At 67.5% G+C, this 22,393-nt stretch carries 23 protein-coding genes; 7 read left to right on the top strand and 16 right to left on the bottom strand.

Going from position 1 to position 22,393, the window contains the following annotated elements:
- The first annotated feature begins 191 nt into the window (after positions 1 to 191).
- Positions 192 to 1,361 carry a serine hydrolase domain-containing protein gene (locus AC1DWT_RS00440; RefSeq protein WP_206013889.1) on the top strand — a complete coding sequence of 390 codons (1,170 nt, stop codon included), beginning with the start codon at positions 192 to 194 and terminating at the stop codon, positions 1,359 to 1,361.
- Between the two features lie 26 nt (positions 1,362 to 1,387).
- Here AC1DWT_RS00440 and AC1DWT_RS00445 read toward each other — a convergent pair whose 3' ends face one another.
- Positions 1,388 to 2,293 carry an amidohydrolase family protein gene (locus AC1DWT_RS00445; protein ID WP_072946730.1) on the bottom strand — a complete coding sequence of 302 codons (906 nt, stop codon included), beginning with the start codon at positions 2,291 to 2,293 and terminating at the stop codon, positions 1,388 to 1,390.
- Positions 2,294 to 2,331: 38 nt separating this feature from the next.
- A complete protein-coding gene (gene pip, locus AC1DWT_RS00450; protein ID WP_206013890.1) occupies positions 2,332 to 3,288 on the bottom strand; it encodes a prolyl aminopeptidase in 957 nt (318 codons plus the stop codon).
- 76 nt (positions 3,289 to 3,364) lie between these two features.
- Here pip and AC1DWT_RS00455 point away from each other — a divergent pair, with 76 nt between their 5' ends.
- A complete protein-coding gene (locus tag AC1DWT_RS00455) occupies positions 3,365 to 4,300 on the top strand; it encodes an alpha/beta hydrolase (protein ID WP_206013891.1) in 936 nt (311 codons plus the stop codon).
- Complete coding sequence (locus AC1DWT_RS00460; protein ID WP_206013892.1) at positions 4,284 to 4,898, top strand: hypothetical protein; 615 nt, start codon at positions 4,284 to 4,286, stop codon at positions 4,896 to 4,898. Before AC1DWT_RS00455 ends, AC1DWT_RS00460 begins: the two co-directional genes overlap by 17 nt.
- Before the next feature lie 19 nt (positions 4,899 to 4,917).
- Here the strand turns inward: AC1DWT_RS00460 and AC1DWT_RS00465 are convergent, their stop codons facing one another.
- Positions 4,918 to 5,433 (bottom strand): putative immunity protein, encoded by a 516-nt coding sequence (locus tag AC1DWT_RS00465; protein WP_072946729.1) that lies wholly within the window; start codon positions 5,431 to 5,433, stop codon positions 4,918 to 4,920.
- 99 nt (positions 5,434 to 5,532) lie between these two features.
- Between AC1DWT_RS00465 and AC1DWT_RS00470 the strand changes: the two genes are divergently transcribed.
- The 3 genes from AC1DWT_RS00470 (at position 5,533) to AC1DWT_RS00480 (ending at position 7,844) form a co-directional block, all read left to right on the top strand.
- The gene (locus AC1DWT_RS00470) at positions 5,533 to 6,198 is read left to right on the top strand and encodes a HEAT repeat domain-containing protein (RefSeq protein ID WP_206013893.1); all 666 of its coding nucleotides are present in this window, start codon (positions 5,533 to 5,535) and stop codon (positions 6,196 to 6,198) included.
- Between the two features lie 14 nt (positions 6,199 to 6,212).
- Positions 6,213 to 7,214 (top strand): MerR family transcriptional regulator, encoded by a 1,002-nt coding sequence (locus AC1DWT_RS00475; RefSeq protein WP_206013894.1) that lies wholly within the window; start codon positions 6,213 to 6,215, stop codon positions 7,212 to 7,214.
- A gap of 66 nt (positions 7,215 to 7,280) precedes the next feature.
- Positions 7,281 to 7,844: a pyridoxamine 5'-phosphate oxidase family protein gene (locus tag AC1DWT_RS00480; protein ID WP_206013895.1), complete on the top strand. Its 564-nt coding sequence runs from the start codon at positions 7,281 to 7,283 to the stop codon at positions 7,842 to 7,844.
- Positions 7,845 to 7,953: 109 nt separating this feature from the next.
- On the opposite strand, the gene AC1DWT_RS00485 is transcribed toward AC1DWT_RS00480, so the two are convergent.
- The 12 genes from AC1DWT_RS00485 to AC1DWT_RS00540 are packed head-to-tail and all read right to left on the bottom strand — an operon-like array spanning position 7,954 to position 20,188.
- Complete coding sequence (locus AC1DWT_RS00485; RefSeq protein WP_206013896.1) at positions 7,954 to 8,385, bottom strand: SRPBCC family protein; 432 nt, start codon at positions 8,383 to 8,385, stop codon at positions 7,954 to 7,956.
- Positions 8,376 to 9,152, bottom strand: a complete 777-nt coding sequence (locus AC1DWT_RS00490) for a tyrosine-protein phosphatase (protein WP_206013897.1) — start codon at positions 9,150 to 9,152, stop codon at positions 8,376 to 8,378. The genes AC1DWT_RS00485 and AC1DWT_RS00490 overlap by 10 nt, the downstream gene beginning before the upstream one ends.
- Positions 9,149 to 10,288: a thiolase family protein gene (locus AC1DWT_RS00495; RefSeq protein ID WP_206013898.1), complete on the bottom strand. Its 1,140-nt coding sequence runs from the start codon at positions 10,286 to 10,288 to the stop codon at positions 9,149 to 9,151. The genes AC1DWT_RS00490 and AC1DWT_RS00495 overlap by 4 nt, the downstream gene beginning before the upstream one ends.
- On the bottom strand, positions 10,285 to 10,698 hold the full coding sequence (locus AC1DWT_RS00500) for a Zn-ribbon domain-containing OB-fold protein (RefSeq protein ID WP_072946723.1): 414 nt from the start codon (positions 10,696 to 10,698) through the stop codon (positions 10,285 to 10,287). Before AC1DWT_RS00500 ends, AC1DWT_RS00495 begins: the two co-directional genes overlap by 4 nt.
- Positions 10,695 to 12,197, bottom strand: a complete 1,503-nt coding sequence (locus AC1DWT_RS00505; RefSeq protein WP_072946722.1) for a carboxyltransferase — start codon at positions 12,195 to 12,197, stop codon at positions 10,695 to 10,697. Before AC1DWT_RS00505 ends, AC1DWT_RS00500 begins: the two co-directional genes overlap by 4 nt.
- Entirely contained in the window at positions 12,194 to 13,603 is a 1,410-nt protein-coding gene (locus tag AC1DWT_RS00510) for an acetyl-CoA carboxylase biotin carboxylase subunit (protein ID WP_206013899.1), read from the bottom strand. The genes AC1DWT_RS00505 and AC1DWT_RS00510 overlap by 4 nt, the downstream gene beginning before the upstream one ends.
- Positions 13,596 to 14,114, bottom strand: a complete 519-nt coding sequence (locus AC1DWT_RS00515; RefSeq protein WP_206013900.1) for an acetyl-CoA carboxylase biotin carboxyl carrier protein — start codon at positions 14,112 to 14,114, stop codon at positions 13,596 to 13,598. Before AC1DWT_RS00515 ends, AC1DWT_RS00510 begins: the two co-directional genes overlap by 8 nt.
- Positions 14,111 to 15,850 carry a pyruvate, phosphate dikinase gene (locus AC1DWT_RS00520; RefSeq protein ID WP_206013901.1) on the bottom strand — a complete coding sequence of 580 codons (1,740 nt, stop codon included), beginning with the start codon at positions 15,848 to 15,850 and terminating at the stop codon, positions 14,111 to 14,113. The genes AC1DWT_RS00515 and AC1DWT_RS00520 overlap by 4 nt, the downstream gene beginning before the upstream one ends.
- Positions 15,847 to 16,455: a hypothetical protein gene (locus tag AC1DWT_RS00525; protein ID WP_477919393.1), complete on the bottom strand. Its 609-nt coding sequence runs from the start codon at positions 16,453 to 16,455 to the stop codon at positions 15,847 to 15,849. The genes AC1DWT_RS00520 and AC1DWT_RS00525 overlap by 4 nt, the downstream gene beginning before the upstream one ends.
- Positions 16,456 to 16,478: 23 nt before the next feature.
- Positions 16,479 to 17,948: an AMP-binding protein gene (locus tag AC1DWT_RS00530; protein ID WP_206013903.1), complete on the bottom strand. Its 1,470-nt coding sequence runs from the start codon at positions 17,946 to 17,948 to the stop codon at positions 16,479 to 16,481.
- Entirely contained in the window at positions 17,935 to 19,512 is a 1,578-nt protein-coding gene (locus AC1DWT_RS00535; protein ID WP_477919394.1) for a hypothetical protein, read from the bottom strand. Before AC1DWT_RS00535 ends, AC1DWT_RS00530 begins: the two co-directional genes overlap by 14 nt.
- Before the next feature lie 4 nt (positions 19,513 to 19,516).
- A complete protein-coding gene (locus AC1DWT_RS00540) occupies positions 19,517 to 20,188 on the bottom strand; it encodes a PEP-utilizing enzyme (RefSeq protein WP_206013905.1) in 672 nt (223 codons plus the stop codon).
- 166 nt (positions 20,189 to 20,354) lie between these two features.
- Between AC1DWT_RS00540 and AC1DWT_RS00545 the strand changes: the two genes are divergently transcribed.
- A complete protein-coding gene (locus AC1DWT_RS00545; protein ID WP_206013906.1) occupies positions 20,355 to 21,185 on the top strand; it encodes a helix-turn-helix transcriptional regulator in 831 nt (276 codons plus the stop codon).
- A gap of 45 nt (positions 21,186 to 21,230) precedes the next feature.
- Here the strand turns inward: AC1DWT_RS00545 and AC1DWT_RS00550 are convergent, their stop codons facing one another.
- A complete protein-coding gene (locus tag AC1DWT_RS00550) occupies positions 21,231 to 22,376 on the bottom strand; it encodes an Rv3169 family protein (RefSeq protein ID WP_241031381.1) in 1,146 nt (381 codons plus the stop codon).
- Between the last annotated feature and the right edge of the window lie 17 nt (positions 22,377 to 22,393).

Below are 22,393 nucleotides of genomic sequence, written 5' to 3' on the forward strand. Positions count from 1 at the left end.
GTTTCATATGCCCTTGGGCGGGTCGCGATCAGAAATGTGCTGCTCAGGCTTCGGGAGAACGCCGGCAGGCACCACGGTCACCGGATCGGACGGGGCGCACCCGCCGTTTGCTCCCCGCGCGGCGTCGGCGACGGTAGATTCACGTATCGCTGCTCCCGCAAGATTCCCGCTCGTCGAAGGGATCGTCCGTTATGAGTAAGCCGACTCACCGGTGGATGCGCCGCGGTGCATCCACCGCCCTTGCCGTCGCCATCGGATTCGCCACCCTCTCCTGCGGATCGGATGACACCAGCGGCGGTGGGACGGAGTCGACAGCCCCGGAATCGCCCGACGTCGCCAAGATCGAACAGATCGTCCAAGGCAAGATGACCGAACTCGACCTCTCGTCCGCCGTGTTCGGGGTGTGGCGCGGCGACGAGCAGGTCACCGTCGGCGCGCTGGGCGGATCCCCGATCGGCGTCCCCGCGACGCCCGACATGCAGCTGCGGGTGGGTCAGCCGATGGAGCCGATGCTGTCGACGGTGCTGCTGCAACTCGACAAGGACGGCGTCGTCCCCCTCGACAAGCCGATCGCCGAATGGGTCCCCGACTTCCCGCGCGCCGACAAGATCACCCCGCGGATGCTCGCCAATAGCACCACCGGCATCGCGGACTACGTCACCGACCCCGAATTCCTGAAGCAGTTCTACGCCAACCCGATGGCGGGCTTCACTGCGCAGCAGATCTTCGACCTCGCCAACGCGCGGCCGCCGCTGTTCGAACCCAGCACCAATTGGGCGTACGCCCACAGCGATCTGTGCCTGCTCGGCGTGGTCCTCGAGAAGGCCACCGGCACGACCCTCCACGATTTGATCCAGCAGCGCATCCTGGACCCGCTCGGCATGAACTCCAGCGACGTCGTCCTCACACCCCAGATGACGGAGCCGACGCTGCACGGCTACACGAATGAACGTGGCGTCTTCGAGGACTCCACGTTCTGGAACCCCACCGCATTCCTCAACAGCGGCAACATGAACTCCACCCTGGCCGACGTCTCCGTGTGGGTGCGTGCGCTCGCCGCAGGCAAGTTGCTCTCCGAGGAGCAGTTCAAGGAAATGATGGCCCCCAGCACCGCCGGCCTCGGCCCCATGACGGCGCAGAAGTACTTCGCGTTCGGGGTCGTCCACATCGACGACTGGCTCTACATGAACCCAGCATTCGGCGGCTACAACGGCGTCGCCTTCTACGACACGAAAACCGACACGACGATCGTCGTCTACTGCACCCTCGGACCGAAAGCCAACTCCGACACCAACAACGCCGTCCCCATCGGCAAAGACATCGGCGCTCTCCTCGTCCCGGACCGACCCCCGAACGTCTGATCTCCGCTGTGGTGCGTTCGGTGAGCCTAACGCGCCGGCAGGCGATACACCCGCCGCGCGGTTTCGCCGAAGAACAGAGCCTGTTCCGCCGACGACAGGTCGTCGAGGGCTGCCTGCACGGTGGACACCATGGTGTCGCTGTCCCACAGCAGATGGTCGATCGGGTAATGGGAGGCGAACATGCATCGTCCGGCGCCGAAGATTCTGAGCGCCGTCCGCACCCAGCTCCCGATCGCGTCCAGCGAAGTTCCGAAGATGAGGGCGATTCCCTGAAACTTGAGGACGACGTTCGGAAACTGACTCACCGCACCGAGGCGTTCTTCCCACCGGGAGAAGCCGTCGGCAGTGAGGTCGACGGGCCAGCCGACCGCCTCCAACACGAAGGTGGTGTCGGGAAACGCAGCAATGAGTTCGTGCGTGTCGGGTAGCTGCTCGTCGTATACGAGCAGCTCCCACACCAGCCCCGCGTCGGCGACCTTCTCGAACCCGTGCAGCCAGGCCGGGTCCGACAGGTAGTCGCCCCGCGCACCCAGACGCTTGACGGGGTCTTCCGCCCAGTACAACGGCTGACGCACCGCCTGGACCACCGGCAGATCCCGGTATCGCGCGAGAACATCTGCCAGACCATCCGATTCGAGCTGCGCGGCCGCGATGAAGGCGTTCGGAACGCCGACACGATCGGCGCACTCCTGAATCCAGAGGGCCTCCGCGACACCGTCCGCTGCTCCGAACTCACACGCGACCGAGGCCGCGACGGGTATCCCGTCGACCTGTGCCCGGTAGTCGTGCGGCAGGTATCGGCGTGCCGCGTCATAGTAATTCGACAGCAGCGCGGTCAGCGCGGGTGGGCGATTGTCGATCCACGGGTACGCGAGGTCGGGCAGATTCAAGAAATGATGGTGCGCATCGACAATGTCCACCTCACACAGCATATTTCACTTCTGCACGACCGGCCGAGACTTGGTTGAGCTCAACTCGCGTTGAAACTATCCACGGCGGCGGTGACTGCGGCGGCGAATCCTTCTCCCCCGTGCCCGGCGTCGTCGAGCACGACCAACTTGCTGCCGGGCCAGGCCCGCGCGATCTCCCACGCGGTGTCCAACGGCCCGGACACGTCGTAACGTCCGTGTACCAGGATCGCCGGGATGCCGGCGAGGGCGCCCATCCCTTCGAGGATCTCGTTCGGGGCGAGGAAGCAGTCGTGTGACCAGTAGTGCGTCACCAACCGCGCGAACACGCTCCGGAATGCGGGATCGTCGTAGCGCGGGTTCGGCTGCCACCCCGGCATCAGCGAAACATGCGTGTCCTCCCACGCACACCACCTCATTGCCGCCGTCCGGCGCACCTCCGGGTCCGGGTCGGCCAGCAGGCGGGCGTAGGCGGCCGGGAGGTCCCCTGCCCGTTCAATATCAGGCACCGCCGCGACGAAATGTTCCCACTGCTGCGGGAACACGCGACCCATGGCGCGGGTGATCCAGTCGATCTCCCGCCGGGAACCCGTGGTGACCGCACCGAACACCGCCGCAATCACCTGCTCCGGGCACTTCTGTGCGTATGCCAATCCCAGGCTGACGCCCCACGAGACGCCGGTGACGATCCACCGCTCGATCCCGAGATGCTCACGCAGGCGCTCGATGTCGTCGACCAGGTGCGCGGTCGTGTTCGACCCCAGGTCGTAGTCGGGGCCGTCCGCCAACGGCGTGCTGCGACCGCACCCGCGCTGGTCGAACAGCACCGCCCGGAACGCGGTCGGGTCGAAATAGCGTCGCGCTCCCGCGGTACTCCCCGAGCCCGGTCCGCCGTGCAGGTACACGACGGGGATCCCGGTCGGGGTCCCGACGGTCTCCCAGTACACGCGGTGACCGTCGGAGACGTCGAGGAGTCCGGACTCGTACGGCTCTACCGCCGGATACAGTGCGTCGCCCACCGCCTCACCCTGCCACGACGCCGGACGTCCGCGCGTCACGAGATGGATTGCGGGTCCTGTCCGTACTGTGATCTCGATGCACTTCGGACTGACTGATCTGATCGACCCGCGCCTGCTGCCTCTCGTCGACGCGTCGCGGGCGTTCTACGCGAAGCGCGTCGCCGGTCGGAGTCCGAGTAGCGGGGCGGAACTTCGATCGGTCCGAGCCGATGCCCCCGCCCCCGCCCCGTCGCAACCGCCGGCTGTCGAGGAGGTCGTCGTCAGCGGTGGTCTTCGAGTCCCGCTGCGGATTCACGCCCCCGTCGGCCGGGCCGCGACGGGTGTCTACCTGGAGATCCACGGCGGCGGCTTCTACATGGGGTCGGCTGCCGGCAGTGACGTCCGCAACCGCCGACTCGCGGACGCGCTCGGCGTCGCGGTCGTCAGCGTGGACTACCGGCTCGCTCCGGAACACCCGTGGCCGGCCGCACCCGACGATTGCGAAGCCGCCGCACTCTGGCTCGTCGAGCACGCCGCGGACCGCTTCGGGACGACGAAGCTCTCCATCGGCGGCTTCTCGGCCGGTGCAACGCTCGCAATGACCACGCTTCTACGGCTGCGCGATCGGGGGATATTCGCCATTGATTCCGCCGTGCTGCAGTTCGGAACGTACGACCTCAGCGCGCAGACACCCGCCGGACGCCTGATCGCCGACGAGTACTTCCTCGACGCCTACGCGGGCGCGGCGTCGGACCGCACTCATCCCGACCTCTCCCCGATCTATGCCGACCTCACCGATCTGCCTCCGATCCTGATGGTGGTCGGGGACGCCGACATTCTGCTCCAGGACAACCTGGCCATGGCCGCACGGCTGTCCGCTTCGGGCGTCGACGTCGATCTCCGTATCTACCCGGACTCACCCCACGGATTCACCGGCCACCCGACCCCGATGGCTCGGGCGGCCCACGACGACATGCAGATGTGGCTGAACAGCCACCGCCGCGAGAGTGCAGGAGGTGGTCGGCATCAGTGAGTACCGTTCGAATCAGTTGTCCGATAATTCCGTTCCGGTAGCACCGATCGCGGCGCTCTGGGATCGCGGCGAGGTGATCGGCGCAGCGGTGCTGGCGGTCGCGGGGATCGCCTGGTTCGGCTGGGCGCAGCAGGACCCGCCCGCACCGTGGGTCCCGTACCTGGTCGCCGGGTCGGTGATCTCGGCGCTACTCCTGGTCGCGCTGGTGATGCTGCTGGTGCGCCGACTGACGACGACCGGCTCTCCGATGGCAGACCCACGAGTCCGCCGCCGCTACTGGCTCACCGTTGCGGTGGAGGTGGTTTTGATCGTGGTCGGAAACCTCCTCCTTGCCGCGGTCGGGCATCAGGCGTACGACGCGGCGTGGACGCTGTTCGTCGTCGGTGTCCACTTCATTCCGCTGGGCAGGGTCTTTCACGCCCGGGGCCTTGCCCTGACCGGTGTCGTCGCGGCGCTCGTCGCGGTGGCCGCCGCGTGTCTCGGGCTTGCCGGCGCCGTCTCGCCGAGCGCGGCGGCCGGTGCCGGGGCCGGGGTCGTGTTCATCGGTTACGCCGGCTGGGTGCTCGGACGGGGACGCCGCCCCCGCCCGGACGGGTGACGCCCGGTAGCCGACGCGCTCAGCAGTCGAACACCGACCAGCAGATGTCGTTCCGCAACCGCTGGTCGTCGAGGACGAGTTCGCGAATCGCCTCGGGGAGTTGGTCACGCTGCCAACGGCACTCACGTCGTCCCGCTGCGTCGCCCTCACCCGCGGGCGCGGCAGCACGTGCGGCTTTGATCGCATAGGCGGCGGCACCGAGTTCGTGCGCCGCGACGTGCGCGACCGCCCCGGCCTGCCCCGCAGCATAGGCGGCGTGCCGGGCGGCTCCACGCAGGTCTCTGGCCGCGCCCATGGCATGCCCGCCGGCGGCGCGGGCCTCCATCATCTTGACCTCCCCACGCACCCAGGCGCGGGCGTTCTCGATCGCGTCACGCGGTCGTGGGTCGTCGGGCCGAACCGACTCGAACAGGTTCAGCACGTGCTCCGCGCACGATGCCGCCCACAGGGCCAGAAGCTGGTGATCCGCGTCGGTGAGGGTGCCACCGCGGCGGATCGTCACGAAGCGCGGGTCTCGGACCTTCGGGAGGATCATGGCTAGATCTTCCAACACGTGCACCACCCAACCGACGTTCCCGGACACCGGCGCTTGACCCTGACACAGTGACAAGGACTCGAATGGTCGGCGAAGGAGGTGGTTGTCGTGAACACAACCAACCAGGGTGGGCCGAATGCTCACCTCGCCGACGCTCTGGCCGCGACCGACCCGTCGGCCCGGCTGCGGGCGGCGCTCGCTGCGGGCACGCACCCCGATCCCCGATTCGCGGACGCTCTCGTCGATCGGTGTGCCGTCGAACCGGACTTCTACGTCCGCGACATGCTGACCTGGGCTTTGTGCCGCCTGCCCGCCGAGGTCACGGTGCCGAGACTGGTCCACGAGCTCGGGTCCGGCTCCGCGCAGGCCCGCAGTCAGTCGCTGCACACCCTGTCCAAGATCGGGGATCGGCTCGCCTGGCCCGCGGTGTCCGCACTGCTGCACGACGAGCACGACGAGGTCGCGCGCAGCGCGTGGCGGGCGGCCGTGGTCCTCGTCCCACCCGGCGGCGAGGCTGCGCTCGCGGCCGAACTGATGATCGAACTCGGACGCAGCGACCATCAGATGCACCTCAGTCTGAGCCGTGCCTTCGTGGGACTCGGGGACGCTGCCCTACCGGTCCTCGACGCAGCCGGGACCAGTCCCGATCCGCACGTTCGCGCGCATGCCGATGCGACGAGGCAGCTCTGCCACGACCCCGACAGCGGATTCGCCCTCTCACTCGAGATGGCGACGCGCGTCGCGGTCGCCGGTCCGGACACGTAAGGGAGGAGATGGGGATGTTGATCGGCGAGGTCTCGCGGCGGTGCGGTGTCAGTACACGGATGTTGCGCCACTACGACAGGTTGGGACTGGTCGAGCCAACCGGCCGCACGTCGGGTGGCTACCGCGAGTACTCCGCCGATGACATCCGACGGCTCTTCCACGTCGAGAGCCTGAGGACGTTGGGGCTGTCGTTGAACGAGGCCAAGCGCGCACTGGACGAGCCCGATTTCGCACCGGCCGATCTGGTGGGAGACCTCATTCGGCACACCCGCCAGCGGATCGCCGCCGAGGAGGAACTGCTCGGCAGGCTCGAAAGCGTCGACGCTGCCTCCCCCGCGGAGTGGGACGACGTCCTGAACCTCGTCACCCTGTTGCGGGCGCTCGAATCGGAGTCCGCCGCCCGGCGTCAACAGGCGATCCTCTCTGCGAACGGGAAGGCGTCGCTGCCCGTCGAGGCGTTGGTCGAGGCTGCCCTCTCGGAGGACGACCTCAATGTGGCCGGCGCGCTGCAGTGGTCGTTGGCGAGGATCGCCGGTCGAGGACTCGCGGATCTCGCCAACGGCCTGGACGCGGCGGAGGTCGACGTCCGGCGTCGCGCCACCACCGCGATAGCGGCAATCCACACCGAGGAGGCCGCCGTACATCTGAGACGTGCCCTCGACGACTCGGACGCCACGGTCCGCGGGTACGCGGCCCTGGCGCTCGGCTCTCGCGGGAACAGCGAGTCGATACCCGTCCTCCTCCAGATGGTCGTTACGGGGCGGCTCGACGTCGAGGCCGCCGAGGTGCTGGGTCTGCTGACGACCCTCTCTCCGACGGCCGACGACATCGTCGGGGCCATGCAGGACACGCTCGACACCGTCGACGACGCGCCCACCCGGTTGCGGATCACGCAGGCACTCGCCGAGATTCCCGGCACGGCGGCACGGAAGGCACTCACCCGGCTGACCCACGACGACGATCGGACGATCGCGTCCACCGCGGCAGCGATCATGCAGGCGCAGGATCGCGGATAATTCCTGACACAGGATGTCAGGGTCTGGGTGCGAGCATGGTTTCACCACCGACAGACAAGGACCTCCATGCGCGAAACACCCGAAGAGCTCGGTGAACTCCAGCGACTTCTCGACGCCTCGCTGTCCCGCTCGACCGCACATCTGCGTTCGATCATCGACACCGAGAGAACACTGACCGCGGAGCAGCTCACCGAGGTCGTCACCGGCATGTGCACGCTTGCGCTGTCTACCGTCACCGCCACGGGCGAACCGCGGATCAGCGGAGTGGACGGGCACTTCCTACACGGGAAGTGGCACTTCGGCACGGCGCGCGGCGCAGCCAAGGCCCGCCACCTCGCCGCCCGGCCCGCCGCCAGTGCGGCGCACATGCGCGGTGAGGACCTCGGCGTGTTCGCGCATGGCACGGTGGAGATCCTCAACCCGCAGGACGGCGAGCCGGCCGCGGACTGGCCCGACCTGCTCGCCTACTTCAAAGACTTCTACGGCGAAGACTTCTTCGACTGGGACAACGACGTGGTCTACTACCGGCTGCATCCGCACTGGATGACCGTCTACGCCGCGGATTTCGCGAAGCTTGTCGCGCAGTCGGATTCACGACCCTCGATCGATCCGACCGACCGCTCGGTGTGATGACGATGCCTGCATGGGATCGCCGGAACCACAGCGCACTCGACGACAGAGTGTTGCACTGGATCGAGGGCACGGTGAAGACGCCGTACTGGGACATTGCGGCGGCCCTCTACTTCCCGCCCGGATGCGACGAGTGTGCTTCTGTGTGGCTGGCCAATTCGATCAACGCGGACCGGTAGATGTCTGTGATCGCCGCTGCGAGTTCGGGTTCACTCTCGGGGGAGGGGGATGCGAAATCGGCACTCCACACGACTTCGGCGCCCTCGGGATGGGGGTTGACGGTGAAGTTCGAGGAATAGAACGACAGGGGCAGGGGCCCGGAGACGTACTCATAGGTGTAGCTTCGCTGTGGATCGTCGTGGTGGACGATCCGCTCCGTCGCTTCGCCACCGTCGTTGGCGAAGGTCGCGTACCGCAGGTCACCGTGTTGGTGGGACTTTTCCAGCGCGGGGATCCAGTCCGCGACGTTCGCGGTGTCTCCGCCGATTTTCCACACGGCATCGGGTGTTGCCCGGATGACGTAGGTTTCAGTTACTCGCATGCGGCGCTCACTTTCTTCGTTGCGTCGTCGTGGGTGAGGAGCAGTTCGGTCAGTCGGCGGATCTCCTCCGGCCCTATACCGTTGTCCTGGAGCAGGTTGCGGGTCCCGCCGTACCGACGGTCGACGTTGCCGAGGAACCGTTCCATCGCATCCGCGGGCGCCGTCCATGCCTCCGGTGGGTAGAGGTCGGCGGCGGGGCCGTACGACGCCATCTGCCGCAGACGCCGCATGGATACGGCGACGTCGTCGGGGGCGGCCGCGTAGTCGGCGGCGATGTCCTCGCGGAGCACCCCGATGGCGTCGAGGAGCAGTGCCACCGCCACCCCGGTCCGGTCCTTGCCGACGGTGCAATGCACCAAGACCGGGAGAACGGCGGGTTCGAGAAGCCGTGTGGTCAGGGAGACGACCCCGGCGGCGTCCTCGGCCAGGTATTTGAGATAGCGGGTGACCAGCGGATCGTCGCCGTCCATCGGGGCAACCGCCGAGTCCTCGGCCACGCGGTCGCCGATGCTGAACGGGTGACGGAAGTGGCGAACCCCCAACTCGTCGAGAGGTCCTCGCCCCTCCACCGCGACCTCGTGGGGCAGCCGCAGATCGATGGTCGCCCGGATCCCGGTGTCGGCGATCAGTGCCCGCCCCGACTCCTCGTCCAGGAACTGCGGTGTCCCGCTGCGGAAGAGCACTCCGGCCCGCACGCGCCCGCCGTCCCGGGTTCGCAGTCCGCCGACGTCGCGGAACCCGAGAAGCCCTGCGTAGATCGCGGTCATGACTGCGTCGACAGGATGGTGACCACGCAGGCGTTGCCGTCCATTCCGGCCGCTCCCCCACCCATCGTCTCGACGAGCCCGACCCGGTGCCGGGCAACCTGCCGCGGTCCGGCCTGTCCGCGCAGTTGCCATGCGATTTCGGCGAGCTGCGCCATTCCGGTTGCGCCGAGGGGGTGCCCGCGCGAGAGCAGCCCTCCGCTCGGGTTGACCGGTTGCGCACCGTCGCGGGTGGTGTGGCCGGAGGGGGCGAGTTCGGCGCCCTTGCCGCGGGGTGCGATGCCGAGCGCCTCGAGGGTGATGATCTCACCGATGGTGAAGGCGTCGTGCACCTCGAGCACGTCGATCTCCTGCGGGGTGCGATCGGCCTGCGCGAAGGCCTTCTCGGCGGCGCGGGCGACGCTGGCAAATCCCCAGACGTCCTCGCTGCGCTGGTCCCACAGGGCACCGGAGACCATCGCGGAGGCCTCGATCCGCAGGTCGTTGCGGTTGCCGCGGTCGCCGCCGACGATGGCGGCGCCGGCCCCGTCGCTGGTGGGGCAGCACTGCAGGAACGTCAGCGGTTCGGCGATCATGCGGGAGTCGAGCACCTCCCGAACCGTGGGCACCGTGTCCCGCAGTTGGGCGCGGGGGTTGTCCATCCCGTTGGTCTTGTTCTTGACCGCGATGGCTGCGAGTTGTTCCGGGGTGACACCGAATTCGCCGACGTACCGCTGCGCCTGCAGGGCGTAGAGCCCCGGCAACGGCAGCGACGCAGCGCCTTCCGGGTCCGTCGCCTCCGGCACGATGGCACCGGAGAACAGGGTCGACATCTGGTCGACCCCGAGAACCAGCACGCACTCGAATCGCCCGTGCCGCACTGCCTCCACCGCTTCGTGATAGGCGGCGGTGCCACTGGCGCAGGCGTTCTCGACGGTCCACATGGGCACGGAGGGAATGCCGAGTCCGCGTTGGATGCGGGTGGCCACCCCGGGCGGGCCGAACACGGATCCGACGATGATGGCGTCGATCGCGTCGGGCCGGATGCCGGCGTCCCGGACCGCTTCGGCGACTGCGGTCCAGGCGAGTGACTCGACTCGCTGGTCGGGGAATCGGCCGTAGGACGAGGTTCCGACGCCCCACAACATGGCCTGGTTCATCGCTGCACCTCCGAAGTGGCGACGAGGTCGCCGTCGTCTGCTCCGGTGATCTCGAGCCGTGTACCGATCTCGAGTACCGCGGGTTCGCCGAGGTGAACGAGTACCCGGGGGCCGTCGTCGAGGTCGACGTACGCCAGCCCGAACGGTGGCCGGCGGGTGCCCACGGGGATCGCGACCACGGTGGATGACCAGGTCCTGCCTGTGCGGGCGAAGCGGGCCGGTTCGGTGGAGGCGTAGCACACCGGGCACCACGGCAGATGCTGTTGCGCGGTCGGGTACCGGCACACCGTGCACCGGGAGCCGAGCACGGCATCGCCGTCGAGGACCGGCCGCGAGTCGGCGACGGGCAGTCCCCCGACGGCGGAGCCGGCACGGCGCTTGGTCGGCCGCCCCACACCCAGCTCGCTCATCGGTGATCGCCTTCCAGGGTCAGCGAGAAGTCTTCGGCCTCGATGTGCAGGTAGGCACCCACGGACGTCTCGACGAGTTCACGGATGTACTTCATCTGCTTGCTGGTCGGGGCGAAGTCGCGGTTGCGTTGCGGGGTCGCGCGCATGACGTCGATGTCGTTCTCCGGGACGAGCAGTCGCAGGAGCAATTCGTCGTCGCTGATCGATTCGCCGAACTTCTTCCGCAGGTCGCCCAGGCTCGGCTGCGGAGGCTCCCAGTTCTCGTAGCTCTTCGCCTTGGGCGAACTCATGATGGTGTCGTACACGTTCGGATCCATCGGGGCGACGGGTTTGCCGTAGAAGCCTTGCGAATAGATCATCACCTCGTCCGGAACCACGGAATACCGGGATCCCGTCACCACGTTCAGCACCGCCTGCGTACCGACCAGCTGCGAGAACGGGGTGGCCATGACGGGGTAGCCGAGTTCTTCCCGCACCCGGGACATCTCGTCGAGGACCTCCTCGAAACGATCCTCCATGCCGCGGTCGCGCAGCTGCGCCTTGAAGGTGCCCGCCATTCCGCCGGGAAGCTGGTGCCGGTACTGGAACAGGGAGTACTCGGCCGGCTGACCGACCGGCAGGTCCTCGTACTCCGCGACGCGCAGGAGGTGCTGTTCGACTGCGGCGAAGCGGGATTCGTCGAGGTCGACGTCGAAGCCGGCGTAGCGCAGGTTCGCCACCGTGTTCTCCGTCGAGGGCAGCGACACTCCCGCCGCGAGCGGGCGGCTTGCCGTGTGCACACGATCAGCGCCGGCGAGGACGGCTTCCAGGTAGTTCAGCGGCGCGAGCGCGTTGTTGCTGTGAAAATGGACCTCCACCGGCAGGTTTCCGGCCGCACCTTTGATGGCCGCGATGAGCGAGCGGGTGCGCTCGGGGGTCAGCAGGCCGGCGGCATCCTCGAGTTCGATACCGTCCGCACCGGTCGCGACCAGCTCCCGTGTGCGGGCGGCGTAGTACTCGTCGGTGTGGTACGGCGTGTCGGCGTAGAGGATGCACGGCAGCGCCTGACCACCCTCGGCCTGCACGGTCTTGACGAGGCGGCCGATCTTGTCGATGTTGAACAGCCCGTCGTAGATCCAGAAGCTGCCGACGCCGTGAGCGCTGAGCCGCTGCACCCACAGGTCCATCACGCTGTCGGCAGTGAGGCCGAATGTGACGATCCCGTTGCTGCGGGTTCCTGCTCGGACCGTCGTCTCGGGCATCGACTTCGACAGCGAGATCAACTGCTCCCACGGATCTTCCTTGCAGTGCCGCACGAGCACCTCGAAGATCGAACTGCCGGCGAGATCGATGGTGTGAAAGCCGGTGCGGTCCAGCTCGGACGCCATGGGCAGGCCCATGTCCTTGCGCAGCCGCATGCCCCACCAGCTCTGGGGGCCGTCGCGCAGGGTCTGGTCGACGATGTCGATCTTGCGCTTGCTGCCGTCGGCGTTGCGCGGGGCACTGTCGAGGAAACTCATGAGATCTTCTCCAAGTAGTCGGGGAGGCCCCGAGAGGCAATCCAGTCGGTGGTGACGGTGCCGGCGCGAAAGTCCGCATGGTCCAGAGCCACCCGCGCGAAATCCGCGGTGGTTGGAACTCCGGTCACCCCCAGTCGGCCCAGGGCGGCGACCATCCGGTCCGCGGCGACGTCCCGGTCGGGGCCGTATGCCACGATCTTGGCGAGCAGGGAGTCGTAGTAGGGGGTGACGACGTAACCAGGTTCGCAGTGGCTGTCGACGCGGATGCCCTCGCCCTCCGGCGGTTCCCAGGTGTGCACCGTCCCGGGGTTGGGGATGAAGCCGCGGGCCGGGTCTTCGGTGGTGATGCGGACTTCGATGGCATGTCCGGTCAGGTCGATGTCGTCCTGGGTGAACCGGAGCGGTTCGCCGGCCGCCGAGCGCAGCTGCTCGGCGACGAGGTCCACGCCGGTGACCATCTCGGTCACCGGGTGTTCGACCTGGATTCGGGCGTTGAACTCGAGGAACGCGAACTCGTGGGAGTCTGCGTCGTAGATGAATTCGACGGTTCCGGCGCTGTCGAGCCCGAGCGCCTCGGCGAACAGAACCCCGCTGCGTCGGATGTCCTGACGAATCTTCTCGGGCAGATTGGGAGCAGGCGATTCCTCGACGACCTTCTGGTGACGCCGTTGCAGGGTGCAGTCGCGTTCGCCGAGGTGGATGACGTTGCCGTGTTTGTCCCCGAGCACCTGGACCTCGATGTGGCGGGCGTTGCGGATGAATCGCTCGACGTACAGTCGTCCGTCGCCGAACGCCGATTGGGCCTCGGCCGCAGCCGACGACCAGCGGGCACGTAGTTCGGATTCGTTCTCGACCACCGACATTCCCCGGCCGCCGCCGCCGGCGGCGGCCTTGACCAGGACGGGATAGCCGAGCTCGGTGGCCGCGGCGACCGCGGCCTCGGTGGAGTCGACCACCGGCGATCCCGACAGCACCGGGATGCCGGCCGAGCGGGCGAGTTCACGGGCGCGGGCCTTGTCGCCGGCCTGCGCGACCGCTTCCGGCCGCGGTCCGACGAAAGTGAGTCCCTCGGCGACGCAGGCGGCGGCGAATTCCGGGTTTTCCGACAGGAACCCGTAGCCGGGATGGACGGCGTCGCACCCGGCGCCGAGGGCGGCGCTGAGCACCGCGGGGATCGCCAGGTAGCTCTGCGATGCCGGGGCGGGGCCGATGCACACGGCGCGGTCGGCCATCCGGGCGGCGAGCCCGTCGCGATCCACGGTCGAGGTCACGGCTACCGTTTCGATGCCGAGGGCCCGGCAGGCCTTGATCACGCGGACCGCGATCTCCCCGCGGTTGGCGACCAGGACCCGCCGGAGCGGCGTGCGGTGCGGTGATTCGGTGGACAGGGTCGACGGGCTAGCCATCGGTCGGCCTGATCAGGAACAGCGGCTGGTCGAATTCGACCAGGTCCGCGTTGGTGGCGCAGATCTGCACGATCTCTCCGCCTTGTGGAGTGACCACCGGGTTCATCAACTTCATGACCTCGACGATGGCGATCTGCTGCCCGGCCTCGACGGTCTGCCCGACCTGGACGAACGGCGGCTCGCCGGGGCCGGGGGCCACCCAGAAGGCGCCGACGGTCTGGGCTCGCACTTCGATGCAGCCGGTGGTGTCGACGGCAGGCGGCGCCGCCGGGGCGGGCGCGGCCGCAATCGACGCTGCCACAGGGGCAGGAGCAGGGGCAGGAGCAGGAGCCGGAGCCGGAGCCGGCGCGGATGGAGCCACAGCGGTCGAAGCCGGTGCCGGCGGGCCGTCCTTGCCGACGGTGACGCGAATACCGTCGAGTTCGAGGGTCATCGAAGCCCATCCCGACTCTGTGAAGGTACGGAGAATCTCCTGCACCTCGCGATGGGTCACACGATCCGCCGTGGTCATGACGTGCTCCTCTGGTGTGCGATGGCTGCAAGAAGCACCGGCAGCCGATGGGTTGTGACAACCGCTTCGACCCCGGCGTCGAGGGCTGCCCGGACTCCGTCCGGAGCGCAGAACACCGCTCCACAAACGGTTTTGGTTCCGGGTGGGATGTCGGGTATGTGCTCACCGATCTCTTCGGCTGCAAGGGAGTCGGCATCGAACACCGGCTCCGCCGCCACGTCGGGACCCACTCGCAAAGAGGTGGCACTGCTCGCCCACTCGGTGAGGTGGCGCAGATCCTCGTCCTCACTCTCGTCGACCGCCGAGGTCGGCAGTGAGCCGGCGTAGACCCGGCCGGTGGTCGCATCGACCGTGACGGTGCGGCCGACCAGGCTTGCCACGGAGTCGGTGCCGCAGCCGACGACACAGGGGGTGTCGAGGGCGCGGCTGACGACGGCGGCGTGTGAGGTTGCGCCGCCCTGCTCGGTGACCACCGCGGCGGCCGCGATCATGCCGTGAACGTCGTCGGGGCTGGTCGATTTGCGGACCAGGATGCTTCCCGGGTTCGCCTGTGCCGCTTCGGGAGTGTCCACGACGACACCTGTGGCGACACCCGGGCTGGCGGCCACCCCGGTCACCAGTACCTCTGCGGTGTCGGCGGCACCAGGTGCGATCTCCGGGCGCAGCAGCGTGCGGATCTGCTCTGCGGTGACCCGGGACAGGGCCTCGCCCGGTTCGAGAACACCCTCGTCGACGAGTTCGACGGCGATCCGCACGGCGGCGCGGGCGGTGCGCTTCGCCGGCCGGGACTGCAGCAGGAACAGCTCGCCACTCTGCACGGTGAACTCGACGTCCTGCGCGTCGCGGCCTTCGCGGTCCAGTCGTTCTGCGGCGTCGAGCAATTCGGCGTGCACGATCGGCCAGCGCTCTTCCAGGTCGGTCAGGGGTTTCGGGGTGATCCGGCCGGACACGACGTCCTCGCCCTGCCCGCGCTGCAGATATTCGCCGTACGGTTCGCGGGAGCCGTCCACCGGGTTACGGGTGAACAGCACCCCGGTGCCGGAGTCGTCGTCGAGGTTGCCGAACACCATCGCCTGCACGGTGACCGCGGTGCCGAGATCGTCCGGGATGCCGTAGTGCTTGCGGTAGGCGAGGGCACGCCGGGATCGACTCGATGCGAACACCGCGGCCACCGCGGCGCGTAGCTGCTCCCACGGGTCGGCCGGCACGGCGTCACCGACGTCGGAGGAGATCGCTGCCCGGACCGACGCGGTATCGGGCAGGTCTTCGAGTTCCTCGGTGCAGCCGAGGACGAGACGGCCGTAGAAGCCGGTGAAGCGGCGATGCACCTCGGCAGCGAAGTCGCGGTCGCCGCTTTCGGCGGCCAGGGCGGCCTCGACGTCGTCGTTGCAGCCGAGGTCGAGGATGGTGTCCATCATGCCGGGCATGCTGATCGCGGCGCCGGAGCGCACCGACACCAGCAGCGGGCGTTCGGTGCCGCCGAACGTGCGGCCGAGTTGCTTCTCCAGCAAGCGGATTCCGGTGATCAGTTCGTCGGCCAGCCCCTCGGGCAGGCCGCCGTCGGCGAAGTAGGCCGCGCAGGCCGCGGTGGTGACGACGAACGCCGGTGGCACCCGCAGGCCCAGTGACCGCATCCGCCACAGGCTCCATGCCTTCCCGCCGACCAGATCGCGGCTCGGCTCGGCGGCGTTCTCGTCGGGGACGACCAGCCAGCGAAGACCTGTTGCGGTGCTCATTCGGGGCGCTCCCGTCCGGTGAGGCGGAGGATGTGTTCGTGCATCTGGAACCACACGGTGTGGACCGAGTCGACGCGGACGCCGCTGACGTAGTCGGTCTCGCCGCCCTCTGCGCGGATCAGCGCCGCGCCGATCCGGTCGAGGAATCGATCGACCAGCGGGTTCTGCTGGGCCAGGGGCTGAAGGACCTTCTGGGTCTTCTCGTGCACGCGGCCGAGCTTCTCGACGATCCTGGCGTCGTAGTCGGCGTCGGCGTGATCGTTGCTGACGCGGGCGCCGTCGACCTCGATGGTCTGCCAATCGGTGGTCAGGGTGAGGACCTGCTTGTTGACACCGGTCTCGAAGGAGTCCATCGCGTCGGTGACGGCCGGGTCCGCGCGCAGACCGGCGAAGGCGCGGAGGTACACATCGTCGAGGAACTCGCGGCCGGCCGGGGTGATCATGTAGTTGCCGTGTGCGGCCATCACCGCCCCATCCGCGACGGCCTTCTCCAGCGCCGCCTCGACGTCGGCGATCGGGAGGGCGTTGATCTCGGCGAGCTGCTCGGCGGATCCGAGCTGACGCAGGGTCAGGGTGTGAACGGTGAGTTCGTTGGGGTCGAGCATGATGGGTCCTTTCGGTGTCGGGGTCACACCTGCGCGGCGACCATGCGGTCGCGCACTTCGCGGCGCAGGGATTTCCCGACCGGACTGGTAGGGATGTTCGGCCAGATCTCCAGGGAACGAGGTCGTTTGAAACCGGCCAGTCGATCGGCGCAGAACTCGAGGATCTCGTCGGGCTCGGCGGTGGAGCGGGTGACGACAGCGGCGGCGACCCGTTCGCCCCACTTGTCGTCGGGCAGGCCCACCACGGCGGCCTCGACGACCGCCGGGTGAGTCAGCAGGGCGTCTTCGACCTCGCGGGGGTAGACGTTGAAGCCGCCCGAGATGATGACGTCGTGCCTGCGGTCGAGCAGGTGCAGGTACCCGTCGTCGTCCCAGCGTCCGATGTCGCCGGTGTGCAACCAGCCGTCCGGTTCGATCGTCTCGGCGGTGGCGTCCGGGCGACGCCAGTACCGGCTCATCGTGTGCGGCCCCCGGGTCAGGACCTCCCCGACCTCGTCGGGTCCGAGCACCGTGCCGTCGGCGGCCCGGACCTGCACCTCGACGAAGGTGTAGGGCTTACCGGCGGAGGTCAGCCGTTCCGGTGTGTGCTCCCACGGCTGCAGGCAGGTGATCGCCAGCGGCGCCTCCGCCTGACCGTAGAGCTGCGCGAAAACCGGTCCGAGGATGTCGATTCCGCGTTGGAGCACACTGGTCGCGATCGGGGCTCCGCCGTAGCACAAGCGCTCGAGGGCGAGATCCGCTGTTGCCGTGGCGGGATCCTCGAGCAGCATCGCGATCATCGTCGGCACCATGAACGTCGACGTGGCCCGATACTTCTGCGCGGCCTCGAGGAAGGCGCCGGGCGAGAACTTCGACACGATGACGTTCGGTGCGCCCTTGACCAGGTGCGGCAGGAAGAACGCGCCGCTGCCGTGGGTGATCGGGGCGGCATGCAGCATCACCGAGTCCGGTCGGAGGTTGGGCAGCAGGTCGACCAGGAAATTCGCCACTTCGGCAAGCTCGCTGCGCGTGGTGAGGACCACCGCCTTGGGCTTGCCGGTCGTGCCGCCGGTGTAGGCCAACCGCAGCGGTTCGTCCTGGTCGCGCCGGACGTCACACGGGCCGTCGGGCGCGCCGGCGACGAGTCCGGGCAGCTCGTCGGCTGTGATCATCAACTCGACCCGGGCAGGGGGATCCCCTGCGTAGACCAGGGCTCGCGCCTGTGAATCCTCGACTTTGTAGGTGTGCTCGTGGGCCGTCTCGCGCACGTTGAGCGGGACCCGGACCAGTCCGGCCTTCGCGAGCGCGTAATAGACGACGACGCCGTCGATCCCGTTCGGCATGAGCACCGCGACACGGTCACCGGCATCGAGGCCGCGGGCCAGCAGTGCGTGGCCGAGCCGGTCGGTGAGTTCGTCGAACTCGGCGAAGCTGACCACTCGGTCGCCGTCGATCAGCGCGGGCGCGGCACCGTACTGCCGCCCGGCGCGGCGGATCAGGTCACCGATCTGCATCGCCAGACCCCTTCGTGTCGTCGGTGGCGGGCAGGTCGGCCCGACGCAGCCCGGATCCGCGGCCCTCGATGTTCCGTGAGCCTCGCTGCGCGAGGCGGTACAACTCGTCCGCCTGCGGGGTCCCGTGGTTCCACTTCACCCATTCCTCGTCGAGGTAGCGGTTGCCGCCGTCGAGCACGGCGGGGGTGAATCCCTTTGCGCGCGTGTTGTAGTCGTCGATGTCGATGCGTCCGGCGCTGGTGGCCCACAAGCCGGACTTGCCGGGCAGGCTCGACGAGCCGGTGAACCGGTCACCTGCGGTCGGTGCGTAGTCGTCGTCGGTGAGCACCGAGTAGGGGATGCTGGTGAGCATGTTGCGGTTCAGGTCGGAGTAGCGGGCCATGGTGTACTCGTTGCTCGTCTGGTGGGGCAATCCCAGCAGGCCCACCATCTCGCCGAGGTTGTCGCGTCCGTATTCGTCGTTGAGCAGGGGCTTGAACCGCTGCACTCGTTCGTCGACCTGGAACCAGTCGTCCTGCCGGTAGGTTCCGGCGAGATGAGCGAAGTCCTTGCCGACCGAGGAGTAGACCAGGGCGCCGGCGTCGATCATCTGCTCGCGTGACCAGGTCGCGATCCGCTTCCACAGGTCGGTGGTCGCCTCGTTGAGGATCTCCCGGTACTGCTCCATGGTGTCGGCCAGTGTGTCGGCGTTGTCCATGCCGACCGGAATGTATCCGTCGGTCAACGCATCCGAGGTGTACATCCCGACCGCTTCGATGTTGGCGGCGTTGTATCCGGGTTCGGCCTCGAAGGACGCCCAGTCGTCCATCAAGTGGAAGTTGGTGCCCTTGAAGACGATCGGGATCGTGAGGTTGTTGAACGGCAATTGGGTGGCGATGCCGTCGAGCCACGGGTAATCGCCTTCGGTGAGGTCGAAGAAGTCCCGCATGATCATCTGCCGGTTGTTGCCGAAGTCGTAGGGGCCGCTGTTGTGCAGACCGATGCGGCACTCRCAGTGCGCGAGGAACGCGTACTGCGACAGTTGGGCGACGAGTTTGGTTGCGGCGGTGTGTAGGCGGTCACCGGGCACCACACCGTGCAGATCGGACTCGAAGACCTGCWGGGTGCGTTCGGGCAGGAACTGGCTGCGGTCGCCGAATTCCTTGTTCGTCAGGTGTCCGTCGTTGCGGTGGTAGGCCAGATTGAACCGCCGGGAGAAGTCGAGCACGTCGACGACGTCGTCGACCGCGTCGGTGGGCCGCAGCAGGCCCCAGTTCATCAGCATCTCGCGGCCGATGAGGTAGAACGCGGGCATGCCCCACGCCGCGTTGACCGTGTCCACCTTCAGGCTGACCTCGCGGGCGCGGTCTCCGAGTTCCTCGGCGGGCGTCGCCGCGTCGATCTCGCGCAACAGGGTCGGCAACCGGTAGAAGCTGTTGAGATAGCTCACCAGCATATACGGGTTCATCGGGAACAGCTTCGACTCCTGCACCGTCCGCGTGATGCACAGCCAGTAGGTGGTGTCGGACAGACTCCGGAGGTAGTTGTTGGTCTCCAGCAGGGTCCGGTAGGTCAGATTCGCCATGGTCTCAGCTCTCGCTTTCGATCAGCCAGATCCGGGCATGCCCGGTGTCACCCGTCTCGTATGCATCCGCTGCCGGGGGCGCCGCGGTCACTTCGAGTTCGACCAGGTCGCCGTTCTTCAGGTCGTTGATCTTGCAATTCATCAGCGTGGGGACGTCGTACTCACGGGCGAGGATGCCCAGGTGCGAGCGCACGGTGCCGCCGAGGCAGATGACGCCGGCGAACCCTTCGATGATCGGTGCGGTCAAGGTGCCGCCCGAGTCGTCGATCACGGCGATCGTGCCGGGCGGGATGCCGTCGGCGAGGAATTCCATGACCTGCTCGACGGCGGAGATCAACGCGACCGGTCCGATGACCGTCTGGGACTTCTTGATCACGTTGTCGCCGATACCCACGTGACGGCGACCGTCCGAGTCCCGGTCTTCCGAGAACTCCCGCGCCTCTCGGTCGGTTCGCTTGTACTTGTGCGGCTCGGATTCGAGCGAGACCGTCGCGGAGTACTCGAACCGGTACCCGGAATCCAGGGCCTCCTGCTCGATCGCTCGCGCATCCTCCACCGAGAAGATCTCGAACTGGCGTTCGAACACGCTGTCTTTCCACCGCTCGCCGGTGGCGGAGAATCGTTGTGCCGCCAACGACCGCACAGCGGTGTTGAAGCGGCCCGGCAATGGGAGCATTTCGGTCGATCCCCATTTCGGGGGCGTAACCACGGAGTCGGACATGTCACCTCACGTTTCCTCGGGACGGACGCAGCCGCCTACGCGGCCGGAAACAGGTGGCTACCTGGTATTTTTTTCTCCGGCTTCTTGGCGTTGTGACCTAAAACTAGTTACGCTCCGTGGTGTGACCCAGTCCACGTTGGGGGACACTTCCGGGACAACGCCGAGTGCAAAGTCCTCGTCCCGAAACCGCTCCCCGTTCCGAGCCAACCTGAGCAAGGCCGACTACGAGCGCGCCTTCGACATCCTCGAACAGTGCTCCGGTGCGGCCTGCCTTCCCGACTTCAAGGAACGGGCCGTCGAGGCGATCAGTGAGCATTTCGCCCTGAGACATGTCTCGTTCTTCGCCGGCGCGACCTTCCACACCGTGTTCGAGGACTCGGCACCCCTGACAGCGGGCAAAACCGCCAAGATGCTGCCCGAGTACCAAGACCGGTGGGCCCGCTACGACATCTTCGGCACGCCGGCGGCGATGCGGCAACTCGTCTCCAGCGGGGTGTCGTCATTGGACGAACTGCAGTCGATGGGCCAGTTGCCGGCGGCGGCCGACGCCTACGTCAGATATTTCCTCTCCTCCACGTGGCGCATGCAGACCGCTGCCGCATTGCGCCTGGAGTTGAGCGCGGGACACACGGCACTGCTGGGAATGTTCGACCCGGAGCCCGGCAAGATCGGCACCTCCGAGGCGGCCACGCTGCGCCTGCTGAGTCAGCAGATGTCCGCCATGGCTCGCGGCCTGCCCGCGTCGAAGTCGCAGGCCGCCCTTGCACGGCTCTCCGTGCGGCAGCGGCAGGTCGTCCGGCTCGTCGCGGACGGATTGTCGAATGCGCAGATCGCCGAGATCCTCTCCCTGGCCGAGGACAGCGTGAAGAAGTACGTCACCCGAATCCTCACAACCACAGGTTGCCAGTCACGGATGGAACTGGCGCTGCTGGCGCGGGCGCAGCGGATATGAGAAAGGGGCCGCGGACTATTCGTCCGCGACCCCGTCATGCTCCGGTCAGAGGAAGGACGTCTCCTTCGTCAGCCCGTAGCGGGGATGTTCACCGATCACCATCGATTCGAAGATGCCGTACCCGACGGCGTCGCCTTCGCGGCAACGGATTACGCAGTCCCGCAACTGGTGTACCTCGCGTGCGGTGTCGGAATCGGAGACGTCCGCGTACCGTTCACCGTCGAGGTGTTCGGGTCCCTGCCATTGCCCGTGCCGCTGGCCCTTGAACCCGAAGTACAGTCCCGTGCCGAGGTGGAACCCGGTGTCACTGACGGGTTCGATCTCGAGGGTGCGCGTCTCGCCCCACCCCGCATCAAAGGTCAGGGTCCCACCGAGGAGTCGCCTGTTGTCGGGGTCGTACTTGAGGTCGTCTCTCAATCCTTGCAGCGGGCGCTGGGTTCCGTCGGGAAGATTCTCGAAGCCCGAGAAGTAGGTCACCGCACCGTCGACCCATTGCAGATAGTGGTGGATCTCGTAGCTGGACCCGTCGGGACGCTGCATCCACATCGGACTCCACGTCAGAATGAAGTCGCCATCGAGCCGCTGAGGTTTGAAGACATCCGGTGCGGGCTCACCGACGTCCATCCGCACTCCCCAGGAGTGGTCGCGGAAGCCGAACCACTCCTCGTCCCGGACCTCGATACGCTCGCCGTCGAGCCAGATCTCACCGCTGACCGTCGACGCCTGGTGGTACCGGAGCAGATCGGACTGCACCCGAAATCCCTGCGGCTCACGCTGGGCATCCTTCTGTTCGAGGAACGGCGGCAGCACTCCGGTGACGGTGAGGTCGAATCGCAGTGGGACCACGTCGTTCTCCTGCAGGACCCAGCGCACCTTCCGGAGCGGCTCGATGACCTCGTAGTCCAGCGGTCCGACACCGATTCGCTCGCCGTCGAGGTCGAGTTGGCGACTGGCTCGAACCGTCAGCTGCTCCTTCCCCCGCGAGACGCCGGCGAACATGTCCATCACGTTCCGGTTGTGGTATTTCCCGAGGCCGATGTCGACCTGGATGGACCCGTCACGAGCGAAGAGCGAAGACCAGAGCTTCTCCGTCCAGGACGTGTCGGCATGGCTGATGGTCGCGAAGGTTTCGGGCGTCTGATGACACAACAGCTCGTCGGCGTGGATGAGTTTCTGCATCGATTGGCGCATGTGAGCGCCTCCTCTCG

This window comes from Rhodococcus sp. P4_B6 (assembly GCF_056402215.1).